At 57.4% G+C, this 15,984-nt stretch carries 12 protein-coding genes; 11 read left to right on the forward strand and 1 reads right to left on the reverse strand.

Annotation, left to right across the window (positions count from 1 at the left end):
- Positions 1-11 precede the first annotated feature (11 nt).
- The 6 genes from AC0IYN_RS26520 to AC0IYN_RS26545 all read left to right on the forward strand — a co-directional run bounded on the left by AC0IYN_RS26520 (position 12) and on the right by AC0IYN_RS26545 (position 9,084).
- The gene (locus AC0IYN_RS26520; protein WP_406596575.1) at positions 12-3,191 is read left to right on the forward strand and encodes an efflux RND transporter permease subunit; all 3,180 of its coding nucleotides are present in this window, start codon (positions 12-14) and stop codon (positions 3,189-3,191) included.
- Positions 3,188-4,603 (forward strand): efflux transporter outer membrane subunit, encoded by a 1,416-nt coding sequence (locus AC0IYN_RS26525; RefSeq protein ID WP_457238444.1) that lies wholly within the window; start codon positions 3,188-3,190, stop codon positions 4,601-4,603. Before AC0IYN_RS26520 ends, AC0IYN_RS26525 begins: the two co-directional genes overlap by 4 nt.
- 362 nt (positions 4,604-4,965) lie before the next feature.
- Complete coding sequence (locus tag AC0IYN_RS26530; protein ID WP_471844076.1) at positions 4,966-5,130, forward strand: hypothetical protein; 165 nt, start codon at positions 4,966-4,968, stop codon at positions 5,128-5,130.
- 61 nt (positions 5,131-5,191) lie between these two features.
- Entirely contained in the window at positions 5,192-6,271 is a 1,080-nt protein-coding gene (locus tag AC0IYN_RS26535; protein ID WP_471844078.1) for a SagB family peptide dehydrogenase, read from the forward strand.
- 3 nt (positions 6,272-6,274) lie between these two features.
- Complete coding sequence (locus tag AC0IYN_RS26540; RefSeq protein ID WP_471844080.1) at positions 6,275-7,876, forward strand: carbamoyltransferase C-terminal domain-containing protein; 1,602 nt, start codon at positions 6,275-6,277, stop codon at positions 7,874-7,876.
- On the forward strand, positions 7,873-9,084 hold the full coding sequence (locus AC0IYN_RS26545) for an MFS transporter (RefSeq protein ID WP_471844082.1): 1,212 nt from the start codon (positions 7,873-7,875) through the stop codon (positions 9,082-9,084). Before AC0IYN_RS26540 ends, AC0IYN_RS26545 begins: the two co-directional genes overlap by 4 nt.
- Positions 9,085-9,103: 19 nt before the next feature.
- Here the strand turns inward: AC0IYN_RS26545 and AC0IYN_RS26550 are convergent, their stop codons facing one another.
- Entirely contained in the window at positions 9,104-10,120 is a 1,017-nt protein-coding gene (locus AC0IYN_RS26550; protein WP_471844084.1) for an AraC family transcriptional regulator, read from the reverse strand.
- 130 nt (positions 10,121-10,250) lie between these two features.
- Between AC0IYN_RS26550 and AC0IYN_RS26555 the strand changes: the two genes are divergently transcribed.
- From AC0IYN_RS26555 to efeO (AC0IYN_RS26575), 5 genes are all read left to right on the forward strand, one after another.
- Positions 10,251-11,645, forward strand: a complete 1,395-nt coding sequence (locus AC0IYN_RS26555) for a J domain-containing protein (protein WP_471844086.1) — start codon at positions 10,251-10,253, stop codon at positions 11,643-11,645.
- A 106-nt stretch (positions 11,646-11,751) separates the two neighbouring features.
- Complete coding sequence (efeU, locus tag AC0IYN_RS26560; protein WP_457238439.1) at positions 11,752-12,597, forward strand: iron uptake transporter permease EfeU; 846 nt, start codon at positions 11,752-11,754, stop codon at positions 12,595-12,597.
- A 10-nt stretch (positions 12,598-12,607) separates the two neighbouring features.
- The gene (gene efeO / locus AC0IYN_RS26565) at positions 12,608-13,810 is read left to right on the forward strand and encodes an iron uptake system protein EfeO (protein WP_457248261.1); all 1,203 of its coding nucleotides are present in this window, start codon (positions 12,608-12,610) and stop codon (positions 13,808-13,810) included.
- 14 nt (positions 13,811-13,824) lie between these two features.
- Positions 13,825-15,129, forward strand: a complete 1,305-nt coding sequence (gene efeB, locus AC0IYN_RS26570; protein WP_078050918.1) for an iron uptake transporter deferrochelatase/peroxidase subunit — start codon at positions 13,825-13,827, stop codon at positions 15,127-15,129.
- Positions 15,130-15,157: 28 nt separating this feature from the next.
- A complete protein-coding gene (gene efeO, locus AC0IYN_RS26575; protein WP_025854632.1) occupies positions 15,158-15,976 on the forward strand; it encodes an iron uptake system protein EfeO in 819 nt (272 codons plus the stop codon).
- Positions 15,977-15,984 lie beyond the last annotated feature (8 nt).

Consider the following 15,984-nt stretch of genomic DNA (forward strand, 5'->3'; position numbering starts at 1 on the left):
TACGACTCAAGATGAATTTTTCCAAGTTCTTCATTTCGCGGCCGATCTTCGCAGCGGTGCTTTCGCTGCTGATCCTGATCGCCGGTGCGATCTCGCTGTTCCAACTGCCGATCAGCGAATACCCGGAAGTGGTGCCGCCGACCGTTGTGGTACGCGCCAACTTCCCGGGCGCCAACCCTAAAGTCATCGGTGAGACCGTTGCCGCTCCGCTGGAGCAGGCGATCACCGGCGTCGAGAACATGCTGTACATGTCCTCGCAGTCGACCGCCGACGGCAAGCTGACCCTGACCATCACCTTCGCCCTGGGCACCGACCTGGACAACGCGCAGGTGCAAGTGCAAAACCGTGTGACCCGGACTCAGCCGAAACTGCCTGAGGAAGTGACCCGCATCGGTATCACCGTGGACAAGGCCTCCCCCGACCTGACCATGGTGGTGCACTTGACCTCCCCGGATCAGCGCTACGACATGCTGTACCTGTCCAACTACGCCTTGCTCAACGTGAAGGATGAGCTGGCGCGTCTGGGCGGTGTCGGCGACGTGCAATTGTTCGGTATGGGCGACTACTCCCTGCGGGTGTGGCTGGACCCGAACAAGACCGCTTCGCGTAATCTGACCGCCACCGATGTGGTCACTGCGATCCGCGAGCAGAACCGTCAAGTGGCCGCCGGCGCCCTGGGTGCACAACCTGCCCCAACCGCTACCGCGTTCCAGTTGTCGGTGAACACCCAAGGTCGCCTGGTGACCGAGGAAGAGTTCGAGAACATCATTATTCGCTCCGGCGATAACGGTGAAATCACTCGCCTGCGCGACATCGCACGGGTGGAACTCGGCTCCAGCCAGTATGCCCTGCGTTCGTTGCTCAACAACCAGCCGGCCGTGGCCATCCCGATCTTCCAGCGCCCTGGTTCCAACGCGATCGAAATCTCCAACGAAGTGCGCGGCAAAATGGAAGAGCTGAAAAAGAGCTTCCCGCAAGGCATGGACTACAGCATCGTCTATGACCCGACCATCTTCGTGCGCGGCTCCATCGAAGCGGTGGTACACACCCTGTTTGAAGCGCTGATCCTGGTTGTGTTGGTGGTGATCCTGTTCCTGCAGACCTGGCGCGCCTCGATCATTCCGTTGGTGGCGGTGCCGGTATCGTTGATCGGTACGTTTGCGGTAATGCACCTGTTTGGCTTCTCGCTCAACGCGCTGTCGCTGTTCGGCCTTGTATTGGCCATCGGTATCGTGGTGGACGACGCCATCGTGGTGGTGGAGAACGTCGAACGGAACATCGAACTGGGCCTGGAACCGTTCCCGGCGACTGAAAAGGCCATGAGCGAAGTGACCGGCCCGATCATCGCCACCGCGTTGGTGTTGTGTGCGGTGTTCGTACCGGCGGCCTTCATCAGCGGCTTGACCGGGCAGTTCTATAAGCAATTCGCCTTGACCATTGCGATCTCGACGGTGATCTCGGCGTTCAACTCGCTGACCCTGTCCCCCGCCCTGGCGGCAGTATTGCTCAAGGGCCACAACGCGCCGAAGGATGGTTTCTCCAAGTTCCTCGACAAGTTGCTGGGCGGCTGGTTGTTCAAACCGTTCAACCGCTTCTTTGACAAGGCCAGCCATGGCTATGTCGGCACCGTGCGCCGCGTGATCCGTGGCAGTGGTATCGCACTGTTCCTGTACGCCGGCCTGATGGTCCTGACCTGGCTGGGCTTTGCCCACACGCCGACCGGTTTCGTACCGGCCCAGGACAAGCAATACCTGGTGGCCTTCGCCCAGTTGCCGGACGCCGCTAGCCTGGATCGCACCGAAGACGTGATCAAGCGCATGTCCGACATCGCGCTGAAACAACCTGGCGTGGAAAGCGCCGTAGCGTTCCCGGGCCTGTCGATCAACGGTTTCACCAACAGCCCGAACAGCGGCATCGTGTTCGTGACCTTGAAACCGTTCGACGAGCGTAAGGACCCGAGCATGTCCGCCGGTGCGATTGCCGGTGCCTTGAATGGCAAGTACAGCAGCATCCAGGAAGCCTACATGGCGATCTTCCCACCGCCGCCGGTACAGGGCCTGGGCACTATTGGTGGTTTCCGCCTGCAGATCGAAGACCGTGGCAACCTGGGTTACGACGAGCTGTACAAAGAAGTGCAGAACATCATTACCAAGAGCCGTACCACGCCGGAGCTGTTCGGCCTGTTCACCAGCTACACGGTCAACGTGCCCCAGGTCGATGCTGCTATCGACCGCGAAAAGGCCAAGACCCACGGCGTGGCGATCAGCGACATCTTCGACACCCTGCAGATCTACCTGGGCTCGTTGTATGCCAACGACTTCAACCGCTTTGGCCGGACCTACCAGGTCAACGTGCAGGCTGAGCAGCAGTTCCGCCTGGATGAAGACCAGATCGGCCAGCTGAAAGTGCGCAACAACAAGGGCGAGATGATCCCGCTGGCGACCTTCATCAAGGTCAGCGACACCTCCGGCCCGGACCGCGTGATGCACTACAACGGCTTTATCACCGCTGAAATCAACGGCAACGCTGCACCGGGCTACAGCTCGGGCCAGGCTGAAGCGGCGATCGAGAAACTGCTGAAAGAGGAACTGCCCAACGGCATGACCTACGAGTGGACCGACCTGACCTATCAGCAAATCCTCTCGGGCAACACTGCGCTGTTCGTGTTCCCGCTCTGCGTACTGCTGGCGTTCCTGGTACTGGCCGCCCAATACGAAAGCTGGAGCCTGCCATTGGCGGTGATCCTGATCGTACCGATGACGCTGCTGTCGGCGATTACCGGGGTGATCATCTCGGGCGGCGACAACAACATCTTCACCCAGATCGGCTTGATCGTACTGGTGGGCCTGGCGTGTAAGAACGCGATTCTGATCGTCGAGTTCGCCAAGGATAAACAGGCGGAAGGCCTCGACCCGCTCGCTGCGGTGCTGGAAGCCTGCCGTCTGCGTCTGCGGCCGATCCTGATGACCTCGTTCGCCTTCATCATGGGTGTGGTGCCACTGGTGTTGTCCAGCGGTGCGGGTGCCGAGATGCGTCATGCCATGGGCGTGGCGGTGTTCTCCGGGATGATCGGTGTGACCTTCTTCGGTCTGTTGCTGACGCCAGTGTTCTACGTACTGATCCGTCGCTATGTGGAGCGCCAAGAGGCACGCAAAGCGGCCAAGGCCTTGAAGCTGGAGACACAGCAATGAGTGTGAAAGTATTCCTGCCGAGCTTGCTGGTACTGGCGCTGAGCGCCTGTGCCGTAGGCCCGGACTACAAAGCCCAGACCCCGGAGGCGGCCAACATCACGGCCGCTGCGGATGCCAAGCAGTATGACCACGCCAAGTTCGAAGGCATCTGGTGGCAGCAGTTCGAGGACCCGACCCTCAACCAGTTGGTGACCCAATCGCTGCAAGGTAACCGTGATCTGCGCGTCGCTTTTGCCCGCCTGCGGGCGGCCCGTGCGATCCGTGATGACGCCAGCAATGACGCCATGCCGACCATCACCAGCCGGGTCAGCAGTGACCAGGGCAAAGGCCAGATCCCGGGCCAGACCACTAGCCGCGTCAAGACCGAGCGTTACGACCTCGGCCTGGACATGGCCTGGGAACTGGACCTGTTCGGCCGCATCCAGCGCAACCTGGAAGCCACCGACGCCGACCAGCAGGCTGCCGAGGCTGACTTGTACCAGCTGCAAGTCACCATGATTGCCGAACTGGTGGACGCCTACGGCCAATTGCGGGGCGCGCAACTGCGTGAACGCATTGCCCTGGACAACCTGAAGAACCAGCAGGAATCGCGCACCATCACGGTCAGCCTGCGGGATGCCGGTGTGGGCGACCAACTCGACGTGGAGCGTGCCGACGCACGCCTCGCGGCAGTCGAAGCCAGCGTGCCGCAACTGCAAGCCGAACAAGTGCGTGAGCGTAACCGCATCGCCACCCTCCTCGGCCAGCGTCCCGACAAGCTCAGCGTCGACCTGGGCCCTAAAGACCTGCCGGCGATTGCCAAGGCGTTGCCGATTGGCGACCCGGGGCAACTGCTGCAGCGGCGCCCGGACATCCTCAGCGCCGAACGCAAACTGGCCGCCGCCACCGCGCGTATCGGCGTGGCCAAGGCCGACCTGTTCCCACGGGTCAGCCTCAGCGGCTTCCTCGGCTTTACTGCCGGGCGCGGTTCGCAGATCGGTTCGTCCGCCGCCAATGCGTGGGCCCTTGGCCCGAGCATCACCTGGGCCGCCTTTGACCTGGGCAGCGTGCGCGCCCGTTTGCGCGGCGCCGATGCCGAGGCCGATGGCGCACTGGCCACCTACGAGCAACAAGTGCTGTTGGCCCTGGAAGAATCCGAAAACGCCTTCAGTGACTACGGCAAGCGCCAACAGCGCCTGGTATCGCTGATCCGCCAAAGCGAATCCAGCCGCGCCGCCGCCGACCTCGCGGCAATCCGCTACCGCGAAGGCACCGTGGACTTCCTGGTACTGCTCGACGCCCAACGCGAACGCCTGGCCGCCGAAGACTCCCAGGCCCAGGCCGAAGTCGACCTGTATCGCGGCATCGTCGCGATCTACAAGGCACTGGGGGGTGGCTGGCAGCCGGATACGGTGGTCGCTACCGCCAAGTGATGTAAAGAGCTCCTTTGGTTGGTCGCATCCAGCCAATTTTTTGCCCCGTGGTCCATTCGGTCACGGGGCTTTTTTTGGCACGTTGAATCTTGCAATAATTTGATAAGAATTAGTTTGGACCTAATGCATGGTTACATGCCTGGCGATTGACCATGTCGTAAACATCAAAAATACAACCCCATAAAAGAGTGTAGGAAAAAACATCGGATTATTTCCTACAATTTCACACTCATAATCACAGATTCTAAATTCAAAAATACAACATCTCAGCCTTCTTCGATTGACAGCAAAACCAAACAAAATTACCGTTTCTTGCGCCTAGCGACTTTGCTGCGGCGACAATATTAATTGAGGAACTAATCATGAAAAAAGTAATGATGGAGCCGACCTTAAAAAATCAATCCAATGATGCTTACACCAACCCACACTTCACTATTAAGATGATCACTACCCCTGCTTATTCATTCACACCTACGCCGCGTGTCACCGCAGCAATCGAGCGTCGACCCTCAATAATCAGTCGTTGATTCATCGCCTGGGCCGCGGCCCAGGCATCCACAAATCAACAACTTCAGAGGAACACTCGTCATGATTATCAAAACAAAAAAATGGCTTTCCAGTGAAGTTTTTTTGATTCTCAAAGAAGGATCGGCGTATTTATGGGATTATAAAAATCACACCCAGCATGAAATAAGCACTGATGAATTTAAGAGACTCTTAACGTTCTCGGCCGGTGATTGTATAACGGACACAGCAGAAGATAGATCTATCCTTCGGTCTGGCGTGCTACTAGATGCCAAGCCGATTGATGATTGGGGTTGGGACGTACTATCCAAGATATTTCATGTAGGTACGTGCCATCCTAACCCACCCTCTCCTGACAACCCAGAAATGTATATAGAATATGCAAAGAGCTACTTGGAATTTTGTAAATCACTCCATAAAGACGAACCCGTAATATCATCAATCAGGGGCGGGCAGCAAACATTACTTCCCTCACCCGACATTAAATCCATTCAGAGTGCAAGCCTCTGGGGCACGCTATTGGCACGTCGTACATGCAGGGAATTTCATGATATCCCGTCATCGCTGTTGGCGCTGGCAACCATATTATACGGGACTTTGGCTGACAAAAAAGAAACCGATTATGATGCGCCAGTGGGCGCACAGAAATTTGGCTTCAGAAGAACTTCACCTTCCGCAGGTGGCCTTCAAGCTACAGAAGGATATATATGGGTACGCAATGTTGAAAATTTAGCGCCCGGCCTTTATCACTACATAAGCGAACAACATATTCTTGAATATGTACGAGACCTCCCGCAAGAACCGATTTCCTCTTATTTATGCGGACAGCATTGGGCAAACAACTTAAGCTTCGCGATACTCTTCACCTCTCGATTTGACAAACTTTGGTGGAAATACCCACACTCCCGCGCATATCGGCCCATGCTTATTGATGTAGGGCATCTCTCACAGACAGCGAACTTATTGATTACAGCACAGGGATTACAACCTTGGCTAACCGGCTACTTCCACGACAAAGAAATCAATGAGCTACTAGCACTGGACGCTCCCGCAGAGCACTTCATCTTTTTAGTTGGCGCGGGCCACGGAAGCGGGAGCTCCTACACGAAAGAAACTAGATCACTGCTAGAAGGAACTCGATAGAAAATGAGCATGCTGATGGTGAATTCCGAAAGTGAAGAGATTACTATTCTTGGCATTAAAGATGGCCATGATGGGGCATTAGCCTTGATTGTGGGCAACCATTTATCTTTTTGTATTGAAGCAGAAAAGGATAATGGATTCCGTTACTCGAGCATTACACCTGATGTCTTGCTAAAGGTCATGAGGATGATCGATAGACCATTGGACGTTATTGCGCAAAGTGGATGGCGTAGAGCCGTAGACTCTGATTGCGATGACATTGGCGCAGGTTATGCCGGACTGGACAGTATCATTTATTCTCCATGCATGATGATGGGTCAAAAAGTTTCTTACTTCACTTCCTCCCATGAGCGCTCCCATCTTTTGTGCGCTTACGGACTTTCTCCATTCCCTCAAGGCCAACCCTGTTACGCGCTAATCTGGGAGGGTCAATTCGGGGAATTTTACCGAATCGATAAAGATGTGAACATTACAAGCCTGGGCAGAGTTATCGACAGTCCCGGTGATAGATTCGCGTTCCTTTACGGGCTCGCAGACCCTACTTTTAACCTGAGACCAGGCCAAATACGCTTAAGCGATGCCGGCAAACTAATGGCAATTGCTGCCTATGGAAAAACGGACAAAATTGATGAGGACGGTCAACACATAATTGACGTGCTACTTGATAAACACATAGACTTTAGGACAATCAGCAAAGAACTTTTTCAAAGTAGCCCGTATTACAATATAGGCATTGAGCATTCTCGATTCGCTACTCTTGCATACCATTTTTCAAATGCAATATTCGAAATATTTTACCAATTTGCAAAAGACGTAATCTTTGATCGCGCTCCGTTATTGATTGTCGGCGGTTGCGGACTGAACTGTGACTGGAATACCAAATGGATTGAGACGGCGCTGTTCTCTGATATATTTGTCCCTCCCTGCTCAAACGATAGCGGGTCTGCGATAGGTACCGCCATTGATGCCTTATTTCATACCAAAGGAATTGCGAAGATTAGGTGGACACCCTATGCAGGCGAGTCTGCATACGACGATATTGAAAACCCTAGCCACTTTTCTCAAGAGCAATATAGTCCTCACCGCGTAGCAGAATTGCTCGACAATGGCTGCGTCCTGGGCTGGGTGCAAGGCAGGTACGAAATGGGACCTAGGGCACTGGGAAATCGATCAATATTGGCCGCGCCTTATCCACGGGGAAATTTAATACGCTTGAACAGAATCAAGAACAGAGAAGGATTTCGCCCCATCGCCCCTTTATGTTTGGAAGAATATATGGGAGATTACTTTCACCCAGCGCACCCATCACCCTATATGCTTGAGTTTCGAAAAGTGATTTCTAACGTCATACCGGCGGTGACGCACGTTGATCATTCAGCTCGTCCTCAATCGGTTAACGAATCTCAAAATCCTCGAATGCATCAATTGCTGACTGAGTACAAAAAAGTCTCAGGTATCGGCGTGCTCTGCAATACCTCACTGAATTTCCACGGTCGCGGCTTCATAAACCGATTAAGTGACCTCTGTCGATTTACACTTGAACATGGGCTAGACGGATTCATATTTAACGATACGCTATTTTTAAATATCGGGTCAAAACAATGAGAGCTTCACGAGAGCTTGTCATCGTCCAAGCGCTGTCCAGCTTGGCATTGTGGCTAGATATTTTTCTGATATTTACGGTGCCTGTATACTTGTGGGGTATTTCCCCACCCTCGGTAGCACTATTGGCTTTCTGTCTAGGTTCGCCCATATTGCTTCTGGGGCCTATAGTTGGAACACTGATTGATCGGCAGGACGTCAGAAAAACATTATTACTTGGAGTCCTGCTCCGCACTGCATCTACAGTTACGTTAGTCTTCTCCCCAAGTTTTGATGTGTTTTTAGTTCTAGTGATTTTCAAGGGACTGTCTAACCTAATTTACTTCCCTTCAATCACTATAGCAGTACGAAAGCTGGTTAATAAGGAAGAGCATAAGTCGTTCTTTAGCTGCACCAGCCTATTTGATCAAGTCTCGAAAATCACGGTACCGTTGTTGGCCGGGCTCCTTACCCTTGCAATGCCTATTAAATACGGCTTCTTTTTTTCTGCGGCTGCCGTGTTTTGCACACTGCCTTTTTTAATAACCCTTTGCGCAAAAATCGAAACCACGCCAGTGTCTTCTCCATCGAAAATTTTGTCATTATATCGCGACTTACTGAGAGGGCTCTCAATCTTTAAGTCTTTGCCATTTCAATTACGCATTGGTCTTCTATATTCCTTGATTACCTCGTTAGCCTTAGGTGTCTACGACCCCCACCTGGCTTCTTTCCTGGCACATGAGGGTTACTCTCCTATCGTGTTTTCACAGATTGTTTCAGCAACTGCAGGAGGGGCCGTGTGCGCTGCCGCACTGGTAAAGTACAAGCTCAACAACACCGATGAAATTCTGCTTCGATCATATGCACTTATCTTGTTCTCCTCTGCATTAACATTAACTTCGTTGATAGTGTTTTTTGACCCGCCCGGCAAAAAAATGCTTTATCCAATCGCCTGGTTTATCAACGGCTTCGGCTACGAACTTTTGATCATCTCTTCAAACATAATCCTCCAACAACTTTGCCCTGCCGAAAACATTGGAAGAGTCTCAACTTCTTTTAGAAGTATTCAGATGCTCTGCATCGTTACAGGCCCTGCAATAGGGACACTACTTATCAATACATATGGGCGGCAAGCCCCGTTTGTTACGGCAGCCGCCGTAACGTTTTTCACCGCCTCTATTTCACTTGTAATCTATTACTACCCCCACAGAAAACCTGTCGACGATCTTTAACTGAACCCTGCCGGCTTAGTTATTTAGCATCGTCCAAAATCAGACTGCGGTAATGCCCCGGATTCGACCCCGCCCACTTACGAAACGCCTTATAAAACGAACTCGTATCAGCAAACCCCAGCCGCGCCGCAATCTCGGCAAAACTGATCTGCGGCTCCGCCAGCCACACAATCGCCAATTCCTTGCGCACACTGTCCTTGAGTCCTTGGTAGGTCTGCCCTTCTTCCGCCAGGCGGCGACGCAGGGTGGAAGCGGAGATGCACAGGCTGGCGGCGAGGCCGTCGGTTTCCGGCCAGGTATCGGGGGGCATCTGGCGCAGGTCGTGCTTGATGCGGGTGGCGAGGCTGTCGGGGTCGCGGTATTTGACCAGGATGTTGGCCGGCGCGTGGGCCAGGAAGCGCTTGAGCTCCTCCGGGCTGCGCTTGATCGGCAGGTCCAGGCAGTCGGCGGAGAAGATCATGCGGGTACGCGGCCGATCGAAACGCAGGTTGTCAGAGAACATCACCTGGTAGTCATCGCAGAAGTCCGGTTTTGGGCAGCGCAGCTCAATCGCCAGGATCGGGATCCGTCGCCCCGCCAGCCAGCACGCGACGCCGTGCACGATCATCCAGTAGGTAAAGTAGGTGAACGCCCGATGGGGTTCGGACTCGGGTTCCAGCAATACGATCTCCGCCAAACTCTGTTGACGCACCAATTCCGCGGGCAGTCGCTCCAGCATCAGTGACAGGAACCCCAAGCCAGTTTCCAGGCTGGTGGCCAGGGTGGGTTGCGCCATCGCGACGCGACAGAAAAACGCCAGGCTGCCGGACTTGAGCTTGCGCGGGTCCATGCCAAAGAACTCATCGTCCATGCGCCGCGCCAACAGGCGCCACAGACGTGCGTAGGTGGTGGCCGAGACCCGTGCATTGGGCTCGGCCAACAGTGCCGGGTCAATCCCGGCTTTAAGCAGCACTTCTGCAGTGCCCGCCCCGGGGGCGCAGCTTTGCAACAAGGCTTCGCGCACGAGGTGGAGGGAGATGGTGTCTTTTTCCGACATTGGCGCGGTCCGTGCCCTGTGTGGGGTGAAATGCCGCCATCTTAGGCAGTCACGCGATAAAAGAGTAGGCGCCGCGTCACGGGTCTCGGGTATTCTGCGCGCGGGTTTTTACTGACAGGATGTTGAACCGATGAGTTGCTGGGAAGTACTTGGGCTGACGCGCGACGCCGACACCCGCACAATCAAGCGCCAGTACGCGGTGTTGCTCAAGCAGTATCGCCCGGACGAGGATCCCAGCGGCTTCCAGCGCTTGCGTGAGGCCTACGAGCACGCCCTGGAGTGGAGCCGTTTCGAGGCGCCCGCTGATACGTCACAGCCATTGCCTGTCGATATCGTGCAACCGGCCATGGACGAAGACGACACCCGTGTCGAACAAGCTCAAGTCCTGATCGCAGGCGCCACTGCCAGCGATCTCGCCAACCGCTACCGGCAGGCCACGGACGCTGAATGCGTCGATGCATTCGAGGCCCTATTGCTGCAGCACTGCGTGATATCGGCCGACCCGGCGTTCAGCGAATGGGCCGTCACCCACTTGCATTGGCTCAGCCCCTGGCAACGCGAAGCACCGATTCGCCTACCCGAGTACCGCCTCGGCGTGCTGCTGGAGCAGATGTTTACGCACGTCGAGCAGCGGTTGGTCGGGTTGCTTGATCAACAACAGGTCGAGGCGTTCAAGGCCGCATTGACCGAACTGAACCACACCGAATGGCTCAAGCCGCTGGCCCGTCACGCACGAATCAACGACCTGCTGGCCCGCACCCTGCTGGCGAGCCGGTTTTGGTCCGAGGCATTGTTCGACACCCTATGTGCCCAACAGGCCTGGTCCGACAAAGAGCTGGACAACCCCTGCCCCGAGCCCGAGTGGTCGCAACTCAAGGCGCGCAATGCACTCGAGCGCTTCAAGGCGCACACGTTCGCCCAGGCCAGCCTGGATTCGCGCGATGCCCAGTGTCGCGCCGCAAGGTTGTTGTTCGGCGACATGCCGCTGGAACAACGCCAGCGTTTCGCCCGACGCTTTGGCGAGCCCGACTGGAACGCCTGCCGCACGCTCAGCGAAACCCTGCTGAACCAATTCCCGTCACTCTGTGCCCTGACGCCCGGCGGTGACCCGTACTTCTGGCGCGACTGGGAACGTGCCACCCGCCCCTGGCCGATGTTCCTGGCACTGCTGGGCATGGCCGCCGGCTGGGCTGTGCACGACCAGCAGGTGACCGACCACACGTTGATGGAAACCCTCGGCATGGCGCCGACCTGGGCCTTTCTCATTGCGATACCGGCACTGATGATCCTGGCAATCTGGCGCCCCGCCACCGATGGCTACGGCGAAATCGACGACCAGCTCGCCCCGCTGTCGCGCTGGCTGAGCTTTCGCCGACCCTCGCCCTTGTTCATCCGGGAGATCTTGCCGTGCTGGCTGTTGGGTGCGCTGATCTGGGTCATTCTTGGCCCTTATGCCTTTATCGGCTATGGGGTGTCGCTGCAAGCCTTGGGGATCGCACAGCGTTTGTTCGGCCGGCGTGGCTGACGCGCGCCGTTCAGCCAGGGTTCAGCAAACGTCAAGATTGCTTGTTTAGTAATGAGTATCATTATGTTACAACTTAGGTTCCTATCTAGTTGTGATGCGGTGCCGAATGCTCGTTCCTTTTCTCATCATGCTGCGCGAAGGCATTGAAGCCGCATTGATCGTTGGCATTATCGCCAGCTACCTGCAACAGACCGGCCGTGGCCAGTGGATGCCCGCCGTCTGGATCGGCGTTTTCCTTGCCGCCGCACTGGCCCTGCTGGTCGGTGGTGGGCTGGAACTGGTCAGCGCCGAATTCCCGCAAAAACAGCAGGAACTGTTCGAAGGTATCGTCGGCCTGGTCGCCGTGGGCATCCTCAGCTCCATGGTGTTCTGGATGCGCAAAGTGGCGCGGTCCATCAAGCATTCCCTGCATGAATCCCTCGATCACGCCTTGGCTGGGTCCAAGCACCAGGTCACAGCGCTGATCCTCATGGTGTTTTTCGCCGTGGCCCGTGAAGGCCTGGAAACCGTGTTCTTCCTGCTCGCGGTGTTCCAGCAGAGCGAAGGCCCAGGCGCACCGATAGGCGCCCTGCTCGGCCTTGTCCTGGCGATCATCGTTGGCTTCCTGATCTACACCGGCAGCATGCGCCTGAACCTCGGTGCGTTTTTCCGCTGGACCGGCCTGTTTATCCTTGTGGTGGCCGCCGGCATCCTTGCCAATTCGGTACAGGCCCTGCACGAAGCCGGCGTCTGGAACCACCTGCAAACCGTGCTGTTTGACTTCAGCGCCGCCTTGCCCATGGACAGCCCGCTGGGCTCGGTACTCGCCGGTATGTTCGGCTATCAGGAAGCCCCCACCCTCAGCACCCTCGGCGCCTACCTGATTTACCTGGTGGTGGCCCTGGTGATGTTCTTCCTGCCCGCCGCGCCGTCCAAGCCGGCCGCTGTACCTTCTTCCGTTTCCAGCCAGTAAGGACCGTCCCTTGTCCAACCCAACCCCTCAACCGGCATCGCCACCCCGCGCCCTGCGCTGGGCCGTGGCGGGCTCGGTGGTCGTGATGATCGCCGCCGGTGGCCTGTTCTATTACGCCTCGCAACTGGCGGCCAGCAAGCGCCAGACCAACCACAATGAAATAGCCGTGACCATTCATGGCCACGCCTGTGAGCCGAATGAACTGACAGTCCCCGCCGGCCGTGCGAGCTTTCGCATCATCAACCGCTCCGACCGTGCGGTGGAATGGGAAATCCTCGACGGCGTGCTAGTGGTCGAGGAACGCGAAAACATCGCCCCCGGCTTGAGCCAAGTGATCAACGCCAACCTGCTGCCCGGTGATTATGCGATCACCTGCGGCCTGCTGAGCAACCCGCGTGGCACGTTGCACGTAACGCCCACCGCCGAGTCCGAGGCGCAGGCCAAGGCCAAGCCGTCGATGGTGGCGTTTATCGGGCCACTGTCGGAGTTCCGCGTGTACCTGAGCAGCCAAGGCAGTGCATTGGTCAAGGCAGTCACCGCCTTGCAGCAGGCCATCGACAGCGGCGACCTGGCCCAGGCACAAGCGCTCTATGTGCCTGCGCGAGAGGCTTACCAGCGACTGGCCCCGGCGTCCCAACGCCTGGCGGAGCTGGACAATGCCATCAACGCCCGCGCCGACTACTTTGAAAAACGCGAACAGGACCCGGCCTTCAGCGGCTTCCATCGCCTGGAATACAGCCTGTTCCAGCAACGCAGCCTCGACGGCGTGGCACCGGTTGCCCAGCGCTTGCTGACCGACGTCACCACCCTCAAGCAACAATTGCTGGCCCAGTCGCTGCCGCCGGAGCAACTGGTGAGCATCGTGGTGCGCAACCTCAACAGCCTGGCCGATGTGCGCGCCATCAGCGGTGAAGAGGAACGCTACAGCCACATCGACCTGAATGGTTTTGCCGCCAACCTGGAGGCTGCCCACAAGGTTGTCGAACTGATGCGCCCGCTGCTGACCAAGTCCGCCGCCGACCTGCTGCCCAAGGTCGACAGCACCCTCGCCGCCTTCGATGCCGAGCTCCAAGGCTTGAAGGTCGACAAGGGCTACGCCACGTATGACAGCGTGACCGCCGATCAGCGCAAGCAGATCGCCGACAAGGCCAAGGCTCTGGCCGCAGCACTCGATGGAATCGACCCCGCCCTTGGCCTTTCCGGCCTGCAGTGAAGACGACCGCACACATGAGTGATTCCGCACAATTTGACCTCCAACGCCGCCGTGTCCTGTTGGGCATGGCCGCCACCGGCGCCGCGATTGCTGGCAGCACCCTGACCTGCCCGGCCATGGCCGCCGCTGCCGAGCAAGTCACCACCGCGCCACGCAGCGACAAGACCCAGGACCACCACGATTTTTTCGGCAAGCACCAGAGCGGTATCGTCACCCCACGCCCAGCCTGCGGCATGCTCGTGGCATTCGATGTGCTGGCCAGCGACCGCGAAGACCTGGAGCGCCTGTTCCGCACCTTGAACGAGCGCATCGCCTTCCTGATGACCGGCGGCACCGTGCCGCAAGTCGACCCGAAGCTGCCGCCCACCGACTCCGGCATCCTCGGCCCGGTGGTCACGCCAGACAACCTGACCATCACCGTGTCCGTCGGCGAATCGCTGTTCGATGAGCGCTTCGGTCTCACGGCAGTCAAGCCCAAGCGCCTGAGCCGCATGGTCGGCTTCCCCAACGATGCGCTGGAACCGGCGCAGTGCCACGGCGACTTGAGCCTGCAATTCAGTTCCAACACCCCGGACACCAATATCCACGCCCTGCGCGACATCGTGAAAAACCTGCCCGACCTGTTGCTGGTGCGCTGGAAGCAGGAAGGCAGCGTGCCGCCACAGGCGCCGGCCAAACCTGGCGAGCCGGCCCAGAGCGCGCGCAACTTCCTTGGTTTCCGTGACGGCTCGGCCAACCCGAACTCCAACGATGCCAAGGCCATGGACCAGATTGTGTGGGTGCAGCCCGGCAGCGACGAACCGGCCTGGGCGGCCAACGGCAGCTACCAGGCCGTGCGCATCATCCGTAACTTCGTCGAGCGTTGGGACCGTACCCCACTGCAAGAGCAGGAAAGCATCATCGGCCGCATCAAGCCGACCGGCGCGCCCATGGATGGCGACAAGGAAACCCAGGTACCCGACTACAGCAAGGACCCGGAAGGCAAGTTGACCAAGCTCGATGCCCACATCCGCCTGGCCAACCCGCGCACCCCGCAGACTCAGGCCAACCTGATCCTGCGCCGGCCGTTCAACTACTCCAACGGCGTCAACAAAAACGGTCAGTTGGACATGGGGCTGTTGTTCATCTGCTACCAGGCTGACCTGGAGAAAGGCTTTATCAGCGTGCAAACCCGGCTCAACGGCGAGCCCCTGGAGGAATACCTCAAGCCGGTTGGCGGCGGGTATTTCTTCACCTTGCCCGGCGTCACCGGGGCCCAGGATTTCATCGGGCGCACGCTACTCGCTGCAACGCACCCTCAAACCACTGCCAACACCTGATAAACATACCCAGAGCGGATACCGTCCCATGAAAAAGTCGACTATTGCGTTGTCGTTGTTAATGACCCTTTCGCCGTTGGCAGCGTTCGCCGCTACCGCGCCGCTGGACCTGGTAGGCCCGGTCTCGGACTACAAGATCTACGTCACTGAAGAAATCGGCGAGCTGGTCACCCAGACCCAGGCGTTCACCGATGCCATCAACAAAGGCGACCTGGCCACCGCCAAGAAGCTCTACGCACCGACCCGTGTGCACTATGAGTCCATCGAGCCGATCGCCGAGCTGTTCAGCGACCTTGATGCATCCATCGACTCCCGCGTCGACGACCATGAAAAAGGCGTGACCGCCGAAGACTTCACCGGTTTCCACCGCATCGAATACGCGCTGTTCTCGCAGAACAGCACCAAGGGCCTGGAAACCCTGACCGCCAAGCTCAACACCGACGTCAACGACCTCAAGACCCGCGTCGACGGCCTGACTTTCCCACCCGAGAAAGTCGTGGGCGGTGCCGCCGCGCTGTTGGAAGAAGTCGCCGCCACCAAGATCTCCGGCGAAGAAGACCGCTACAGCCACACCGACCTGTATGACTTCCAGGGCAACATCGACGGCGCGAAGAAAATCGTCGACTTGTTCCGTGGCCAGATCGAGAAGCAAGACAAGGCCTTCCTGGCCAAAGTCGACAAGAACTTCGCCACCGTGGACAAGATCCTGGCCAAGTACAAGACCAAGGACGGCGGCTTCGAGACCTACGACAAGGTCAAGGAAAACGACCGCAAGGCCTTGGTGGGTCCGGTCAATACCTTGGCGGAAGACCTGTCCACCCTGCGTGGCAAGTTGGGTCTGAACTGACCTGTTGC

The organism is Pseudomonas sp. AC112, assembly GCF_979253545.1.